14 protein-coding genes are annotated in these 17,277 nt (G+C 54.9%); 6 read left to right on the top strand and 8 right to left on the bottom strand.

Annotated elements, in window-relative coordinates:
• Nucleotide 1: 1 nt before the first annotated feature.
• From ACQKP2_RS05510 to ACQKP2_RS05495, 4 genes are all read left to right on the top strand, one after another.
• Nucleotides 2-1,141, top strand: coding sequence for an FAD-binding oxidoreductase (locus ACQKP2_RS05510; protein WP_427575013.1), 1,140 nt, complete (start codon nucleotides 2-4; stop codon nucleotides 1,139-1,141).
• Between the two features lie 54 nt (nucleotides 1,142-1,195).
• A complete protein-coding gene (locus ACQKP2_RS05505; protein WP_427575012.1) occupies nucleotides 1,196-2,314 on the top strand; it encodes an S-(hydroxymethyl)glutathione dehydrogenase/class III alcohol dehydrogenase in 1,119 nt (372 codons plus the stop codon).
• A 79-nt stretch (nucleotides 2,315-2,393) separates the two neighbouring features.
• A complete protein-coding gene (locus tag ACQKP2_RS05500) occupies nucleotides 2,394-2,777 on the top strand; it encodes a VOC family protein (protein WP_427575011.1) in 384 nt (127 codons plus the stop codon).
• Between the two features lie 381 nt (nucleotides 2,778-3,158).
• Nucleotides 3,159-4,309 (top strand): IS3 family transposase gene (locus tag ACQKP2_RS05495; RefSeq protein ID WP_427575009.1). Its coding sequence is split into 2 segments (ribosomal slippage): nucleotides 3,159-3,393 and nucleotides 3,393-4,309, totalling 1,152 coding nucleotides; the frame shifts between segments, so codons are not numbered across the junction.
• Nucleotides 4,310-4,343: 34 nt separating this feature from the next.
• Here the strand turns inward: ACQKP2_RS05495 and ACQKP2_RS05490 are convergent.
• The 7 genes from ACQKP2_RS05490 to ACQKP2_RS05460 all read right to left on the bottom strand — a co-directional run bounded on the left by ACQKP2_RS05490 (nucleotide 4,344) and on the right by ACQKP2_RS05460 (nucleotide 11,602).
• A complete protein-coding gene (locus ACQKP2_RS05490) occupies nucleotides 4,344-4,634 on the bottom strand; it encodes a DUF1330 domain-containing protein (RefSeq protein WP_427575007.1) in 291 nt (96 codons plus the stop codon).
• Between the two features lie 118 nt (nucleotides 4,635-4,752).
• The gene (locus ACQKP2_RS05485) at nucleotides 4,753-5,835 is read right to left on the bottom strand and encodes a quaternary amine ABC transporter ATP-binding protein (protein ID WP_427575006.1); all 1,083 of its coding nucleotides are present in this window, start codon (nucleotides 5,833-5,835) and stop codon (nucleotides 4,753-4,755) included.
• Nucleotides 5,828-6,715, bottom strand: a complete 888-nt coding sequence (locus tag ACQKP2_RS05480; RefSeq protein ID WP_427575004.1) for an ABC transporter permease — start codon at nucleotides 6,713-6,715, stop codon at nucleotides 5,828-5,830. Before ACQKP2_RS05480 ends, ACQKP2_RS05485 begins: the two co-directional genes overlap by 8 nt.
• An 87-nt stretch (nucleotides 6,716-6,802) precedes the next feature.
• Entirely contained in the window at nucleotides 6,803-7,852 is a 1,050-nt protein-coding gene (locus tag ACQKP2_RS05475; RefSeq protein ID WP_427575002.1) for an ABC transporter substrate-binding protein, read from the bottom strand.
• Nucleotides 7,853-8,197: 345 nt separating this feature from the next.
• Nucleotides 8,198-9,124, bottom strand: coding sequence for an ornithine cyclodeaminase family protein (locus ACQKP2_RS05470; protein WP_427575000.1), 927 nt, complete (start codon nucleotides 9,122-9,124; stop codon nucleotides 8,198-8,200).
• A 103-nt stretch (nucleotides 9,125-9,227) separates the two neighbouring features.
• Complete coding sequence (locus ACQKP2_RS05465) at nucleotides 9,228-10,199, bottom strand: D-2-hydroxyacid dehydrogenase (protein ID WP_427574998.1); 972 nt, start codon at nucleotides 10,197-10,199, stop codon at nucleotides 9,228-9,230.
• Nucleotides 10,200-10,210: 11 nt separating this feature from the next.
• Nucleotides 10,211-11,602: an NAD(P)/FAD-dependent oxidoreductase gene (locus ACQKP2_RS05460; RefSeq protein ID WP_427574997.1), complete on the bottom strand. Its 1,392-nt coding sequence runs from the start codon at nucleotides 11,600-11,602 to the stop codon at nucleotides 10,211-10,213.
• A 340-nt stretch (nucleotides 11,603-11,942) separates the two neighbouring features.
• Between ACQKP2_RS05460 and ACQKP2_RS05455 the strand changes: the two genes are divergently transcribed.
• Both ACQKP2_RS05455 and yddG read left to right on the top strand, forming a co-directional pair.
• The gene (locus ACQKP2_RS05455) at nucleotides 11,943-12,995 is read left to right on the top strand and encodes a GlxA family transcriptional regulator (RefSeq protein WP_427574995.1); all 1,053 of its coding nucleotides are present in this window, start codon (nucleotides 11,943-11,945) and stop codon (nucleotides 12,993-12,995) included.
• A gap of 171 nt (nucleotides 12,996-13,166) precedes the next feature.
• On the top strand, nucleotides 13,167-14,063 hold the full coding sequence (gene yddG / locus ACQKP2_RS05450; RefSeq protein WP_427574994.1) for an aromatic amino acid DMT transporter YddG: 897 nt from the start codon (nucleotides 13,167-13,169) through the stop codon (nucleotides 14,061-14,063).
• A gap of 19 nt (nucleotides 14,064-14,082) precedes the next feature.
• Here yddG and ydiJ read toward each other — a convergent pair whose 3' ends face one another.
• The gene (ydiJ, locus tag ACQKP2_RS05445) at nucleotides 14,083-17,139 is read right to left on the bottom strand and encodes a D-2-hydroxyglutarate dehydrogenase YdiJ (RefSeq protein ID WP_427574992.1); all 3,057 of its coding nucleotides are present in this window, start codon (nucleotides 17,137-17,139) and stop codon (nucleotides 14,083-14,085) included.
• Nucleotides 17,140-17,277: the final 138 nt, after the last annotated feature.

The following is a 17,277-nucleotide window of genomic DNA, read 5'->3' as shown; positions in this document are numbered from 1 at the left end:
GATGGGTACTCAACAGCAACCTCAACCTGCCTCCGTGGGTTTTAAAACCTTCCGGGTGATCGAGAAGCACCACGAAAGCGCGGTCATTACCTCCTTTGTCCTGACCGCAGTCGATGGCGCATCCAACCCGGGCTTTCGTCCAGGTCAGTACCTCATCGTTCGCCTCGCCCTGGAGGGGGGTGTCAAGGTGCTGCGCAATTACAGTCTTTCCGGGGATGCCAGCGATCCTTCGCAAGTACGCATTTCGGTCAAACGCGAACCTGCACCTTTCGACCGGCCGGAGCTGCCGCCTGGCCAAGGTTCCAGTCACCTGCACGATCACGTGCAGGTCGGCGATGCCCTCGAGATCGCCGGGCCCACGGGTACTTTCGTGCTGGATGAAGAGAGCCCAAGGCCGGTGGTGTTGTTCAGTGGTGGTGTGGGACTCACGCCGATGTTGAGCATGCTGCATCAACTGAGTCGTCATTCGTCGCGGCCGGTGTATTTCATCCATGCCTGCGAAAATGGGGCGGTGCATGCGTTTCGTGACGAAGTGCTGGCATTGGCCAGCCGTCGCCCCGGGATCAGCGTGCACTTCTGCTACCGCAACCCGGAGGCCGACGACCATGCCCAAGCAAACTTTCACAGCCAGGGCCTGGTCAGCCGGGACACCCTGCAAAGGCTGCTGCCGCTGGACGACTACGACGTCTATCTCTGCGGCCCGCGGCTCTTTATGCAGGCGAACTGGCGGCTGCTGCGTAGCCTGGGGATTGCTGGCGAGCGCATCCATTACGAGTTCTTCGGCCCGGCGACCATCCTCGAGAAGGACGATGTCTTGCCGGCGGCGCCTGCTGCCCCCGTACCTGCAGCCCCCCAAACACCCACCGCACCGGTTGAAGGTGCCTTGACCGTGGAGTTTCTCCCCTCCGGTACGCGCCTGGCCTGGGATCAGAATTGCCAATCCCTGCTGGAGCTGGCCGAACAGGCGGGCCTGACACCGCCCTTCAATTGCCGGGCCGGCCTGTGCAACACCTGTCAGGTCAGCCTGCGTGAAGGTTCTGTCGAGTATTTCGAAGCACCACTGGATGTCCCTGAAAGCGGCCGCATCCTGCTCTGTTGCACCCGCCCGACCACCGCCGTGACGGTGGACTTGCGCCAGTGATCCTGCCGCCCCCCCTTCTGCCGACTGCTTACGCTGCACTGAGGAATCAAGAGAATGATCAAGTCACGCGCCGCTGTTGCCTTCGCGGCCAACCAACCCTTGCAAATCGTCGAAGTCGACGTGGCCCCACCCCAGGCCGGCGAAGTGCTGGTGCGCATCGTCGCCACCGGTGTTTGCCATACCGATGCCTTTACCCTGTCCGGGGCTGACCCGGAAGGCCTCTTCCCGACCATCCTCGGTCACGAAGGGGGCGGCATCGTCGAGGCCATTGGCGAGGGCGTAACGTCCGTCGCTGTGGGTGATCACGTGATCCCGCTCTACACCCCGGAGTGTGGCGAATGCAAATTCTGCCGGTCCGGCAAGACCAACCTGTGCCAGAAAATCCGCGCCACTCAAGGCAAGGGCCTGATGCCTGATGGCACCAGCCGGTTTTCCTACCAGGGCCAGCCGATTTATCACTACATGGGCTGTTCGACGTTTTCCGAGTACACCGTATTGCCAGCCATCTCGTTGGCGAAAATTCCCAAGGACGCACCGCTGCAGAAGGTGTGCTTGCTCGGTTGCGGCGTGACCACCGGCATCGGTGCCGTGCTCAATACCGCCAAGGTCGAGGCCGGCGCCACGGTAGCGATTTTCGGCCTGGGCGGCATCGGCCTGGCCGCCATCATCGGCGCCGTCATGGCCAAGGCCGGCCGGATCATCGCGGTGGATATCAATCCGGCCAAGTTCGAGATCGCCAAACAACTGGGTGCCACCGACTTCGTCAATCCCAAGGACTATGACAAGCCGGTTCAGGAGGTCATCGTCGAGTTGACCGAGGGTGGCGTCGATTACTCCTTCGAGTGCGTCGGCAATGTCCAGTTGATGCGGGCCGCGCTGGAAAGCTGTCACAAGGGTTGGGGCGAGTCAGTGATCATCGGAGTCGCCGGTGCCGGGCAGGAAATCAGCACGCGCCCGTTCCAGCTGGTGACCGGTCGTGTCTGGCGAGGCTCCGCCTTTGGTGGCGTGAAAGGCCGTACGGAACTGCCCAGCTACGTGGAAAAGGCGCAGAACGGCGAAATCCCGCTCGACACTTTCATCACCCACACCCTGGCACTCGATGAGATCAATCAGGCCTTTGACCTGATGCACGAAGGCAAAAGCATTCGCACCGTAATTCATTTTGATCGCTGAGCCTGGCCCGGCGACCACCGTCAGGCCTTGCCTGACATCACTGCAACACCCCCACCGATAACACCCGGAGAAGCAATAGATGAGCATCTTTACCCACGTTACTGTCGGCACCAACGATCTGAACAAAGCCCGTGCCTTCTATGACAGCGCATTGGGTCAGCTGGGCCATAAGCGCATCGCCGATCTGGCCGACAACGGCTCGATCTGGGGCGAGAACGCTCCCTCGTTTTTCGTCCTGAAACCCGCCAACGGCGCCCCTGCCAGCGTCGGCAATGGCGTGACCGTCAGCTTCGAGGCACCGAATCGCGCGGCGATCGATGCGTTCCACGCAGCGGCCCTGGCCGCGGGTGGTACTGATGAAGGAGCGCCGGGTACACGCGACTGGGCAGCGAATGCCTATGCCGCGTACGTGCGTGATCTGGATGGAAATAAACTGGCGGTCTATTGCTTTAAACCAGCCTGACTTCTGATCGTTCGCCAAGGGAAGTCTCCAGATCGGCTCCAAAGCCATCTGAGAGACTTTTCTTCGTTGAATGGTGTGCTTGAAATTCGTGACGTTGGGTAGATCTCGACAGAATTGTCGAGACGAAAAAAAAGAGGCCTAAGCCTCTTTTTTTCAGAATCTGCCTAACTCGATGGAGCTAGGCAGATCAATGTTTGGAGCGGGAAACGAGACTATGATTCACGCTCTACCTCATTGAAAACATTGAGCTTTTTTAACGGTCATTGCTTTCTATGGCCTGAATTATGTACTCATTTCTTGATGCTAACAATGCCTTGATTGAATCGCCCCGGGTTTCGTAGACACCTCCATGCCTTAAAATGAGGCCAATCAGGAGGTGCCATGAGCAACCCGCGTTACCCCGAAGAATTCAAAATCCAAGCGGTCAATCAAGTGACCGAAAAGAAGCTGCCTGTCGCTGATGTGGCGGCCCGTCTTGGCGTGTCGACGCATAGCCTCTATGTGTGGATCAAGCGCTACAGCAAACCTCAAGAAGAACGGCAGCAAGACGATGATCAGCAGGCTGAACTGCGCCGCCTGCGAGCGGAACTCAAGCGGGTCACTGAAGAGCGAGATATCTTAAAAAAGGCCGCCGCGTACTTTGCCAAGGAGTGCGGCTGAAGTACGCCTTTATCAAGCAGCGAGCGGGCGACTATTCCATCCGACGGCTATGCCTGACGCTGAAAGTCCATCCCAGTGGTTACTACGCCTGGTTGTCCGAGCCGCAATCTGCACGCGCTAAAGACGACCAGCGATTATTGGGTTTGATCAAGCATTCGTGGCTGGAGAGTGGCGGTGTGTATGGCTATCGCAAAATCCATGACGATCTGCGAGAGGTCGGTGAGGAATGTGGCCGACATCGCGTGGCGAGATTGATGCGCCTTGAAGGCCTGCGCTCTCAGACAGGGTATCGACGACGCCCTGGAAAGTACGGAGGTAAGCCAGCAGTCGCCTCGCCCAATTTACTGAAACGCCAGTTCGATGTCGTAGAGCCCAACAAAGTTTGGGTCACCGACATCACCTACATTCGCACGTATGAAGGCTGGCTGTATTTGGCCGTGGTGCTGGATCTGTTTTCTCGCCAGGTCGTTGGTTGGTCAATGAAGTCCCAGATGACCAGTGATTTGGCGATTGATGCGTTATTGATGGCGGTTTGGAGGCGTAAACCGAAACAGGAGGTGATGGTTCACTCCGACCACGGCAGTCAGTACAGCAGCACAGATTGGCGCAGTTTTTTGAAGGCGAATAACTTGGTTGCCAGCATGAGTCGCCGAGGCAACTGTCATGACAACGCCGTAGCCGAGAGCTTTTTCCAGCTTTTAAAGCGGGAACGGATCAAGCGGAAAATCTATGCCACGCGGCAGGAAGCACGTAGCGATGTGTTCGATTACATCGAGATGTTCTACAACGCCAAACGCCGCCATGGTTTCAACAATCAGCTGTCACCGGTACAGTTTGAAAAGCGTTACGCAATGAGCTTGCAAGGTGTCTAGAGAATCCGGGGCGATTCAACCGGACAGGAAGCCATTAGCTCAGATCGCCCTCAACGATAACCAATTCACGAGTGGAAGCCCGAAGAGCGAATCTCTTGGCCTCGATATAGGCTGGGTCTTCATAACAGGCAACTGCCTGCGCGTAGCTCGGAAACTCGACAACGATCACACGGCTGCCGCCCTTCAATTCGCGTAGAGCCTCCGTACCTAACGTTTTGAGAACAGCTCCGTATTGCTCTGCAATAGGTTTCCAAAGACGGCCATATTCCTGTTGCGCCTCCGGATCGATCACCTCGGTACCCACGATGATCCAGTAACCTTTCATAAACGCTCTCCATTCAATTGCAATTTTTGCGGAGCGAGGAATCGAAGTAGTGCTTGCAGCAATACCGTGGTCAAACGGATGCATTGGTTCAACCACGGCCCCACAGACGCCGAATCGGTCAGTGCGCTACTGCTGCTAGAACCTGCTCTCGACTCTCTGGTAGTTCTTGGGCATTCACCATGGCTTCTGCGAGGCGTCGGAACGTGACAATGCCAATCGGCTTGCCGGACGTCGTAACTACGGTGACATCCCCATCCGGCGCCAATGCCAAAGACCGTACAGCCTCTTCGACAGTAGTACCGGCGAAGATTGTGGGCCCATTTAACGGTGCACCAGCCCGCAGCGGTTGCATTACGGCTTCGACGTTAAGCACACGTCCTCTGTTAACCTCTTTCACGAAGTTAGCGATGTAGGCATCAGCAGGACGCAATACGATATCCTGGCTTGTCCCCTGCTGGATGACCTGTCCATCTCGCAAAATGGCAATTTGATCCCCAAGCCGCAGAGCCTCATCAAGATCGTGCGTGATGAAGACGATGGTTTTCTTGATCTCTTTTTGCAGATCCAAAAGCACGGTCTGCATGTCAGTGCGAATCAGAGGGTCAAGCGCAGAGTAGGCTTCGTCCATCAAAAGCACAGGCGCATCATTAGCCAGCGCGCGAGCCAGGCCAACCCGCTGCTGCATACCGCCCGAAAGTTGATTCGGATACTTCTTTTCGAAGCCTTTGAGTCCCACTCGCTCGATCCAGCGCATAGCAATGTCAGTGCTTTTAGCGCGGGACATGTTCTGAATATCAAGCCCGTACACGGTGTTCTCAATGACGTTGCGATGGGGAAGAAGCGCGAACTTCTGAAAAACCATTGCGGTCTGTTGTCGGCGGAACTCACGCAGCTCAGCCTGGCTCATCTTCACCACATCGACGCCATTCACCAAAACCTCACCTGCGGTAGGGTCGATCAAACGGTTGATGTGTCGAATCAGGGTGGACTTACCCGATCCAGACAAGCCCATGATGACCTGGATGCAGCCCGCCGGCATTTCCAGATTGATGTCTTTCAGGCCAAGCACGTGACCATAACGCTCCATCAGCTCCATCTTCGACATGCCGTTCTTCACTGCATCGACATGAGTAGCCGCTTGCGGGCCGAAGATCTTGTAGAGACTACGGATCTTGATGCCGTCAAATTGTTGGTCAGCCATGTACCACCTCCAGGTGCTTCTGAAGTCTTTGCCCGTATGCCTGGCTGACCCGATCAAAGATGACGGCGATACCGACAATCGCAAGGCCGTTGAAAATGCCAAGTGTGAAGTATTGGTTGGCGATGGCCTTGAGTACCGGTTGGCCAAGGCCCTGCACCCCGATCATCGAGGCAATAACCACCATGGCCAACGCCATCATGATCGTCTGGTTGATACCGGCCATGATGGTTGGCAATGCCAATGGCAATTGAACATTTTTGAGCTTTTGCCAACTGGAAGAGCCGAAAGCGTCGGCGGCTTCGAGCACATCCTTGTCTACGAGACGGATGCCAAGGTTGGTCATGCGGATCATGGGTGGAATCGCGTAGATCACCACCGCGATGAGTCCAGGCACCCTGCCGATGCCCAGCAACATGACGACGGGGATCAGATATACGAAGCTCGGCAACGTCTGCATGACATCCAGAATTGGATTGATGAGCCTTTGAAGTCGATCAGAACGAGCCATCACAATGCCGATTGGTAAACCAATCGCGATGGACAGCAACGTGCAGACGAAAATCATCGATATGGTACGCATTGAGTCGTCCCACATACCAAAGTACCCGATGGCCATCAGCGCCACGAGTGCACCCAATACGATCTTGACGCTCCGACTTCCCGCCCATGCGATGGCAAGAATCATCACGACGATGATTGGCCAGGGCGTCTGCGTCATGAATTTCTCGGAAATGAGGAGAAACTTCTGCAGTGGTGAGAAGAACCCTTCGATGCCCTCACCGTAGCTACGGGTGAATGTTCGAAATCCCTCGTCTACAACTTGTTTGAGCCCGCGTAGGGCGTCTTCGTCCATTTGAGGAAAATCTTGAAACCAGCTCATGTGCTCACCTTTTCCTAAATGCCAGGTTCATTTTTGTTTTCTACCTGGGAGGACTCGGCGTCCAGAGACGCCGCGCCTCAAATCGAATTACAACGCTGACTTGATCTTCTCAGCCGCCTCAGGCTCGACCCACTTCGCCCAGACATCTGGATGCTTTTTCAAGAACTGCTTTGCACCATCTGCACCGGTCGCTTGGTTATCTGCCATCCAGGCCAGCATCTGACTGACGTCTGCGTTTGGCCAAGAGCGTACTGTCAGATATTTATAGGCCGATCCAGCGCGGTCGGAGAACGACTTGGTCACGATCGTATTGACTTCGTCAGCAGGCCATTCATTAGGTTTGGGATCCGGGCACTTCTCGACCTTGTTGCAACGGTTCCACTCAGCGTCATCGTAAGGAACCCCGGATGGAAGACGAACCATCTGGTATTTACCCAGCAGAGAGGTCGGATCCCAGTAGTAGCCGATCCACCCTTTCTTGCGCTCATAAGCGTGAATGAGCGAGCCGTCGTGCCCTGCCGCAGACCCGGTATCAACGAGATTGAAGCCCGCTTCTTTGCCCTTGTACGCTTTGTAGTACTGGCTAGCGATGATGGTGCCGCCCCACCCTTGCTGTCCGGCAGACCAGGCGCCTTTCGACGGATCTTCAGGATCAGGAAAGAGCTCAGGATGCTTAAAGGCATCGGCGATGGTTTTGATGTCAGGGTGTTGATCAACAATGAACTTGGGGATGTAAATGCCCTGCACCCCACCATCAGCGAAGGATTTGCTCGCAATGAGCAATTTACCTTCGGCGATGTTCTTCTGTGTGATTGGTGGTCGCAAGCTTGTCCAGGACTCAGGTGCCACGTCTGGTTTGCCTTTCTCGGCCATGGAAGTCAATGTCGGAACCGTGTCGCCAAGCACGATGCTCGCATCGCAACCGTAGCCGTTCTGCAGAATGAATTTATCGACCTCGGCAAGGAGCTCTGCTGATGCCCAGTTCATACTGGCAATTGTCACAGCGCCGCAGTCAGCCGCATGAGCAGCCGGAGTGATGGCTGCTAGGCCAAGCAGCAGCGGCATGCTAGCGACCAAGCGTTTCATTACGAGCCCTTTGATATCCATCTGGGCGGAGACATTTTTTGTTATTTTCATTTGCGGTCACCCTTCTCATGCTCTTCTAAGATGCTTATTTAGATGCACATCCGCCAGCGACAACACCCCTACCCAACAAGCATTGAATGCTCTATTTTCGGAGTTTCATGGCGGTCGACTCTTCGAGGCGTGAGTTGATTCTGTTCCGGCTGAAAATCCGCAGCTATAAGGAAAAGGACGATTACCGGCAGAATCTGACAGCTTCGGTTATTCCTCTTCGTTGTAGTTGATGCGCACCTGTACAAGCCGGCATTCAAAGCTGAAGTGGCTTGATGACTGATAGATTGAGTACAGACGCTTTCTGGCAGAACGAAGGGATTTTCAACGAGTGCAATCGATCCTGCTCTACGCCAATTGGCTGATCACGAACTGACTAATCACCAGGTCGAAGTGCGCACCGCCTGCATTTTTGTAAACGGTGATATCGCCTGGTGCGCGGCTGAATCCTTCGTCTTGGCAAAGGTCGTACAGGTCACCCTCGATCTGTGCTTCACTGATCGCACCGAGGGCTAGGGGGATATGGATATCGCCAGACACATACGATGTCGAACGGTCATCCACAAAGATCCTCGACTTGCTAATCAGATCGATATCCGCTTCCTGCATATCCTCGCGATAGCCGCCTACGAGGTCGACATGGGTACCAGGTTTAACATCCCTACCCTCGATCAAAGGTATCGTCGAACTGGTGGCCGCGCTGATGATGTCCGCCTCACTAACTGCAGCAGACAGATCTTCGACGATCTCGACTTTCACTCCTCTCCCGCGAAGCTCCTGGCAAGTCTCGTTCAGTTTCGAAGGCGTGCGATTCCACAACAGCACTTTGCTGATGGTTGGGCGGATATGCAGATAGGCATCGACCAAGGATTTGGACACTGGGCCTGCCCCTAAAACGAGCAAGACACTACTGTCCTTACGACTGAGTTTTCTCGCTGCAACGATGGAGTCTGCAGCAGTCTTCCAGCGGGTTATCGCAGGGCCATCCAACACCGCCTTAATAGCCTTGGTTGATTCATCAATTACAACAAACGCGGCATCCTCAACCGGGCGCGGTGGTTGCGCATGGCTGTTGGCCGCGCACATAGAGGCAATCTTCAGTCCTGCACCGAAGCCAGGAAGAATGACACCTCTGCTTAACAAGCCATAATTGGCATCACCCAGAAAAAAACTGTCCCCAGTCGGTCGAGGCCCAAGATGGGCAGCGTACAGTGCTTCCAACACCGCGTCCCAGCCCATCACAGAATTTATTTCGCTCGACGTGATAATCCGCATTTCGTGCCCTAATGCTCTCAAAAAAAAGTGCCGCACACAGGGTATGTGAGCAGCACTAAGCAGGAACCGTTGATACTTGAAAGCTCGATCCCAACAGGCCAGATTAATCAGCAGTGCTGGACAAACGAGCATCTGCGCGTGAAAACACAAACTCGTTGATGTTCTCAACGCTACGACTGATCAAGTACTGCATCGCGTCTTTGCTGCTCCAAGCAACATGAGGAGTGAGGATGAAGTTGTGCATTCCGATCAATTGCATAATGGGATTGTCCGGCTGCACTGGCTCATCCACCAGAACATCTAACGCAGCTCCGCCTATGCGCCCAGCCAGCATCACTTCTATCAGGGCCCCCTCGTTGACAATGCCACCGCGCCCTGTGTTGATGAGGATCGCATCCCTCTTCATCTGGGCCAATTCCGCAGCACCAACTAGATCTCGAGTTTCTTCGGTCAACGGACAGGTGATCATCAGCACATCACTGACCTGCAGCAGCTTTTCCATAGACGTGAATTCCGGCCCGACGTAGCGACCATCACGATCGTAGAAGAACACCTTCATGCCAATTGCGCGTCCGAGTTCCGCTACGCGCTTACCGATGGAACCATGCCCAACGATACCTAGCACTCGGCCACAAAGATCCCTGATCGGGAAGTCGAAATAGATGTTGCGAGGTTCGGTTTCACCGCGCTGAACCTGTTGCATCAAGCGGTTGTAGCTGGAGACCTTGCGAAAAAGCTCGAACATCATCGCCAGCGAATGCTCCGCCACAGTATTAGTGGCATAGCCTGGGACGTTGGTGACTTTGATTCCTCGCGCCTTGCAATACTCCATATCAACGATGTCAGTACCGGTCAGTGCAAGGGAGATCATCTGCAGATCAGGCAGTTGAGCGAGATGCTCTTCGCGAAATGCGACGCTGCAGGTCAGCGCTACGGTAGCACCGCGCAGGCGTTCAACCACCTGATCGGGTTGGGTATAGCGATAGCTCACCCAGCTGTGATCAAAGGGCATTTCTGGCAAGACGATATCTGGCCCGATGCCTTCGTCATCGAGGAATACGATGCGATGCTTCATGAAAGACAATCCTATTTTTTCTGAGCGGGAACGTAGCCAGCAGGCGCCAGCGATGCGAGTTTGGAGGTCAGGGCGCTGGCATCCAGATTTCGATCCTCCAGCGACTCCTTTCGTACAAGCGCGTCACGTACAAGGTGTGCACCGATGAAGCGGAAGGGTTCGATTGGGAACAGCTTCATCTTCTGATTCACCAGGCCGCAGTTCGACCACTCATCGTTGGCGTTTTCCACCAGAGATTTGATGATCCGGCTGGCGAACACCGTCGTACCAACGCCGTTACCAGAGAAACCGATGCCAAAGACAATGTTTGGATGCCCGCCGAGCTGACCGAAGTTCGGCAAGCCTTTCATTGCGCGGTCGATAGGCCCTGTCCAACTGCTGACGATCGGAACATCACTGAGTTGCGGGTAGAAGCTGCGCATTTCTTCAGTGACTTTATCCACCGCCGGTGTTGGGCGCTCATAGAGGTCACCGATCTTGCCAGCGAATGCAAATTTACCCAGCGGCTTGCCGAATACGATTCGGCCATCGGGTGTATTGCGGTAGTAGTTCAGCACCGTGCGTGAGTCTGTGATGCACTCGCCGCCACTGAAGCCGATTTGATCAAGACGCTCTTTGACCGGCGCGGTCGCAACCATGTCACTCGACATGACGGCGATCATTCGACGCAGCTCAGGGAACTGGGCTCCCCAAGCATTCATTGCCACGACAACTTTATTCGCCTGAACACTTCCGTGTTCGGTATGAACGATAGGTTTCTCCGACCGTTCCAGAGTGGTCAGGGGCGACTTCTCGTAAATCACAACGCCGAGCTTCAATGCAACACGGCGCAAGCCACGAGCCAACATCGCAGGCTGCACGGTTGCGGCGTTAGGGTCGAAGATCCCGCCCATCATGCGCGCAGAGCCCGTGCGGCGACGAACCTCTTCACGAGTGAGTGGGCTGAATGGGTTCACGCCGTGTTTTGCGAGACTTTCAGTCAACACCTTCCAGGAGTCGACTTGACGCTGGTTGCTGGCCGTCCAGATCCAACCATCTTTTCGGTATTGAGCGTCGATGCCATGTTCTGCACAGAAGGAACCAATCTCGTCGATTGCAGATTCTGCAGCCTCACAGATGCGACGAGCTTCTTTCTCACCACAGATGCTCATCACAGAAAGGTATTTTGCCCACCAGTTGGTCGCGATGCCGCCATTACGCCCACTTGCACCGGAGCCACAACGATCACGCTCTATGATCACAATGCGCCATTCGGGGTGAGCCATCTTCAGACGGATCGACGACCACAAACCGAGAAAACCACCGCCGATGATGCAAACGTCAGCCTGCTCATTACCCTTCAGCGAAGGTGCAAGATGGCAGTCTTGATCCAGAGCTTGCGCATACCAAAATCCACGATACATGTGTGTTCACCCACAGTGAAATTGATCGATGGGACACATGTTGCCGAACGGGGGGATCTACCACTATCAGGTTACGGACAGATGCTATTAGCCTCCTGCCGTTATGAAGAAATATGGGAAAAAAGGCTGCCAGCTGTAGCAGGAAACTACCTGGTGTCCGAAATTTTACAGATCCGACCTAAATATTATATTTTCTGATAGCGCTGTTATATTTAAGACAGCAGAGTGAGCATAAGCTTTCGCTCATAGAGGGTGCTGTGTGCGCAACGGCCCACTCTTCTAGAAAGAGCGCAGCCCCCCACTCACCTTCCGGTGTGTGAGGCCAGTGAGGAAAACAATAATGAAAATTTCCAGTGTCTATGAGCCTGGCGGTCAAGACCCTGAGGCCCCGGTTGTGAAGCCCGACCTGCGCGTTGGCTTCATCCTCATGAACCAGTTCACCCTTGTTCCAGTGGCCGGACTCGTGGACTCCTTGCGTTTCGCTGCTGACAAGTCATTTCGCAGCCAGCAGATCTACTGCAAGTGGGACTGGATGACCTGCAACGATCTGCCCATCACTGCAAGCTGCGGAATGCCCATCCATCCGACCAAATCTCTGACGGACATAGAAAGCTACGACTACGTCGTACTGGCGGGCGGACTGCTGAGCGAGACGCGTGATCCACCCGAATGGCTGCTGGAAATGCTGCGTCGTATTCATGCTGCGAAAATTCCGCTCATTGCCTTGTGCTCAGGCTCATTCGTTCTGGGCAAAGCAGGTCTGCTGGATGGTCGCCGCTGCGCGATCCACTTCACGATCCGTGAAGAGTTCATGCAGCGCTACCCTGATGCAGAAGTGTTGGTGGACAAGAGCTTTGTCGACGATGACGGCATCATCACTTGTCCGGGTGGGACAGCCATTGATTTGGCTGCGAACATCATCAGCCGGCATTGCGGCTCGATACGGGCACAAAAAGGGCTGGAGTACTTGCTGGTCAACGATGAAGAAATCCAGCGCCAAGCCAACGATGAAAAAACTGGCGTGACTGAGCTGCACGTATACAAAAATGCCATGGTCGAACGCGCCATTGGCTATATGCGCAAATTCATGGACTCCCCTACATCCCTTAAAGAAGTTGCAGAAAGTGTTGGCACCAATGAACGCCAGCTTCATCGAGCCTTCATGTCCAGTACCAATGAATCGCCTGCACAGTATTGGCGAAAACTGCGTCTGGAGCATGCGCGCAAACTGCTGATGAACACCGAGATGCATGTCACTCAAATTGCTTATCAGACAGGGTTCTCGGACGCATCTCACTTCATCCTCTGGTTCCGCAAACAGTTCGGTGAAACGCCGTGCTCATTCCGCAAGCGCCGTCATGATGTGGAGAAGCTCATCAACTTCGGTCACTAAGTGCCTGCCCCAGGATTCAACTGCCGCAACATCGAGCGGCAGTTGACCTCGCAAGAATCATCCGCCCAGCTACAGATATTGATTCTTCCGCCCCACAATCGCAGGGCGATGCTAACACTGCGCTTAGAAACCAGCAGTTCCCGCCGCCCTTAGCCTCACACTAGACAGACAATGACAAAAGCCACTTCACATCAAGCCAAAGGCAACCTTCTGGGCGTAAGTGCGATCCTGCTATGGAGCACCATGACCTCGCTAATGCGCCTGCTCAGCGAGACATATGGCCCGACCGGCGGCGCGGCCCTGATGTATACGATAGCCACCATAGCTCTGTCGCTGCTGTTGGGGTGGCCATCGATGAAGCGCTTTCCTCTGCGATACCTGGTTGTCGTGGGATCGCTGTTCGTGACGTACGAAATCGCGCTGTTCTTCGCCTTAGCATTCGCCCAGAACCGCTCACAAGCTATCGAAGTCGCCATCCTTAATCACATGTGGCCCTGCCTGACAGTTGCCTTGGCAGCAGTGATGGGATTACAGCGTGCAAGCCTTTTACTGATCCCAGGGATGGCAATTTCCTTGTCGGGTGTGAGTTGGATTCTCAGTGGTGGCCAAGGATTGACGGTCGACAGTATTCTGTTGAATGCAACTCAGAATCCGCTCAGTTACGGACTCGGATTATCGTGTGCATTTCTATGGGCTTTTTACTGCTGCCTGTCGAAGAAGATGGTGCACTCGGAGGATGGAACGGTACCTTTTTTCGCGTTCGCGAGCATCGTCCTTTGGATCAAATACGCGTTCAGTGAAGAGACCTTACCCGAACCCGGACTGGCAAGTGTGGGATTATTGATCGCTACCGCAGTCGTCATCGCTCTCGGTTACGCTGCTTGGAACAGAGCGCTGCGAACCGGCAACCTCATGATGCTGGCAGCCATCTCATACACCTCTCCTGTTCTGTCCGCTTTTCTGAGCTCATTGCTTCTCAGCACCACCCTGCAGTTGAGCTTCTGGCAGGGTGCGGTGATGGTGACAACGGGTTCACTGATCTGCTGGTGGGCCTCGCGTCGCGGCTAAAGGCCGCTCTAACCGCCGGCTACTTGCCGGCGGCACCTCGAACATGAGTTAACAACGCTTGGAGTGGATGCAGAACTGTTTTTCCATCCATGCGTTTAACTTGGCTTCGGCAGGAGTAGCCGTCCGCAAGCAGATTGCCATCAGCCCCATGCTTGTCGATCAATGGGCCCCACGACTGCTCATAAATTTTCCGAGATGAGTCAACATTCCTGGTCTCGTGCCCATAGGTACCGGACATACCACAGCACCCTGTCGTTAGCACAGAGAGCTTCAGTCCGAATCGCTCAAATACTTGCTGCCACTGGTTGATGCTCGCTGGGGCATTGGTTTTTTCGGTGCAGTGAGCCAACAAGCTGTAATCAACCATTGGCGGTATATCAATTTCCGTCTCAGGCAAGATGTTGCACATCCACTCCTGGATGAGATGCACTTGAGGCGCCCCGCCACCCAGTACTTTTGAGTATTCCTGCCGATAGACGAGTGTCATCGCAGGATCCAGCCCTACCAACGGTATACCTGAAGCTGCCAGGTCTTTTAGAGTCCCCCCATTGCGCCGAGCAGCCTTCTCAAAGGCACCAAGGAAACCTTGAACTTGCAATGGCTTACCATTCGGGGCGTACGGAGCGAGATAAACCTGGTAACCAAGACGCGAGACCAGTTCGATCCAGTCCATGGCAACAGAGGTCTCGAAGTACCGGGTGAACGCATCCTGCACGAAAATCACGCTCCCCTCCCGCTCTGCTTGTGACAACCCCTCAAGAATCTGCGGGGTCGCCAACTTCACCTTCCAGCGTTTGCAGGCAGCCTTGAAATTCAGGGAACTGATACGCGGACTATCGACCATCCCGGCGACCCGCTCCAGGAACAACTTTACTGGGGCAAACCCCATCAGGCCGTTATACAGGCGAGGGAATCGCGCAAGCAAAGGGATGCTGAACTCAAGGGAGCCGATCAGATAGTCCTTCAGAGGTCGCCCATACCGGCTGTGATAAAGCTCCAGAAAACGTGAACGAAACTCCGGTACATTCACCTTGACTGGGCACTGACCGGCGCAGGACTTACAGGCCAGACAACCGGCCATGGCGTCATACACTTCGTGGGAAAAATCATGTTCACCAAAAGATCTCGCGACCGAATTACGCAGTCGCGCCAGAGGCGCGAACAGGCTCGCTCCCTGGCGTATCGCGACACTCTGAGCCAGTACATCAACTCCAGCCTGCCCTTGCTGACGGAGCCATTCGCGAATCAGCGAAGCACGTCCCTTTGGTGACTGAGTTCGGTCACGAGTCACTTTCCACGACGGGCACATGGCATCATTTGGATCGAAGTTGTAGCAAGCCCCATTGCCGTTGCACTGAACAGCGGTGTCATAACTTTCCCACACACGTTCATCTATGACCCGATCCAGGTCGCCCCGAAGAGTGACCTCATCAACGCCGGTTAACCTCGCATTAATCACACCTGCCGGTGTCGCGATCTTACCGGGGTTCAATTGGTTGTACGGATCGAACGCTGCCTTAAGCGCCTGTAGCTCGGAATACAACTCTCCAAAAAAAGCAGGTGCATATTCCGAACGCAGCCCCTTGCCATGCTCTCCCCACAAGAGGCCACCGTATTTGTGGGTCAATGCGGCTACAGCATCGGAGACCGGACGAATCAACGCAGCCTGTGCCGGATCCTTCATGTCGAGTAGCGGACGAACATGAAGCACGCCGGCATCCACATGCCCAAACATTCCGTACTGTAATCCATGGCCATCGAGCAGCTCACGAAACTCAACGATAAAATCCGCCAGATTCTCTGGAGGTACTGCAGTGTCTTCAACGAAGGGTTGAGGTCTCGCCTGGCCTTCGACATTACCCAACAAGCCGACCGCCCGTTTACGCATCATGTAGACACGCTTGACCGCCGCCTCCCCGATGGCCAGGGTGTGCCCTAAGCGTCGTACCGAAGTTTCCGTGCACAAATGCTCCACAAAATCATGCACTCGGGACTCCAGCTCCGGCAAATCGTCACCACTGAACTCGATCATATTGATGCCCAAAGTCGGCGCATCACTGTCTTCAGGGAAGTACTCGGCCACGCCATGCCAGACGATGTCACGCATCGCCAGAAGCAGCACTTTCGAATCAACCGTCTCAATGGACAGCGGCTTGAGCGCCATCAGCGCCTTAGCATCACGCAAAGCATCCATGAAGCTTGCGTAGCGCACATTGACCAACACGGTATGCTTTGGAATCGGAAGAACATTTAGCTTGGCCTCGACCACGAAACCGAGCGTGCCTTCAGAGCCGCACAGCACGCTGTTGAGATTAAATCGACCATCAGGCTCACGTAGGTGCGCCAGGTCGTAGCCCGTCAGACAACGGTTGAGTTTGGGAAACTTTTGGGCAATGAGATCGGCCTTGCTATCGATAATATCGCGAGCACAGCGGAGCACATTCGCGCTGCGGCCAGAGCCCGCAATCTCGAACTCCAGCGCGCGCTCCTCAACGGCGAAACTGCTCAACAGATCCCCCCCGAGCAGCACGGTTTTCAGCTCTAGCACATGGTCACGAGTCTTCCCATACGTGCAGCTGCCCTGCCCACTTGCGTCGGTATTGATCATCCCGCCAATAGTTGCCCGGTTGGAGGTCGAGAGCTCTGGGGCGAAGAACAAACCGTAAGGTTTCAGCGCAGCGTTGAGCTGATCCTTGACCACCCCGCCTTGCACACGTACCCAGCGTTCTTCAGGATTGATTTCCAGGATCTGTGTCAGATGTCGGGAGAGATCGACAACAATCCCTTCAGTCAGTGATTGGCCGTTGGTTCCTGTTCCACCTCCGCGAGGCGTCAGCACAACCTCTCGGAATTCTTCTTTAGCAATTAGCGTGGCAAGGCATGAAACATCTGCAGTATTCCGGGGAAACACTGCCGCCTGAGGCATCCGCTGATAAATGGAGTTGTCGGTGGCAAGCACCGTTCGGGTTGCCTGATCCGGAGTGATTTCTCCGCTAAAACCGGCAGCGCGCAACTGCGTCAGAAACGCTCGATACGCCTTGGCGAGCGGAGGTTCAGCGTGGAGACGGGCAATCATTTGATCACTCCTGCGAAAAGTCTTTAAAACACAATAAGTTCAACCCTGTCGGCCTTTATGCATTTGGCTGAAGCAGGGTACAGAAAGGGCTGAGAGGGTATGACCTCCAACCTGGAGCGCGGTCGATACACAGCCAGC

Origin of the sequence: Pseudomonas sp. NPDC089569 (assembly GCF_050280625.1) — a bacterium.
GTDB lineage: Bacteria > Pseudomonadota > Gammaproteobacteria > Pseudomonadales > Pseudomonadaceae > Aquipseudomonas.
This window is presented reverse-complemented; position numbering and strand designations above follow the sequence as displayed.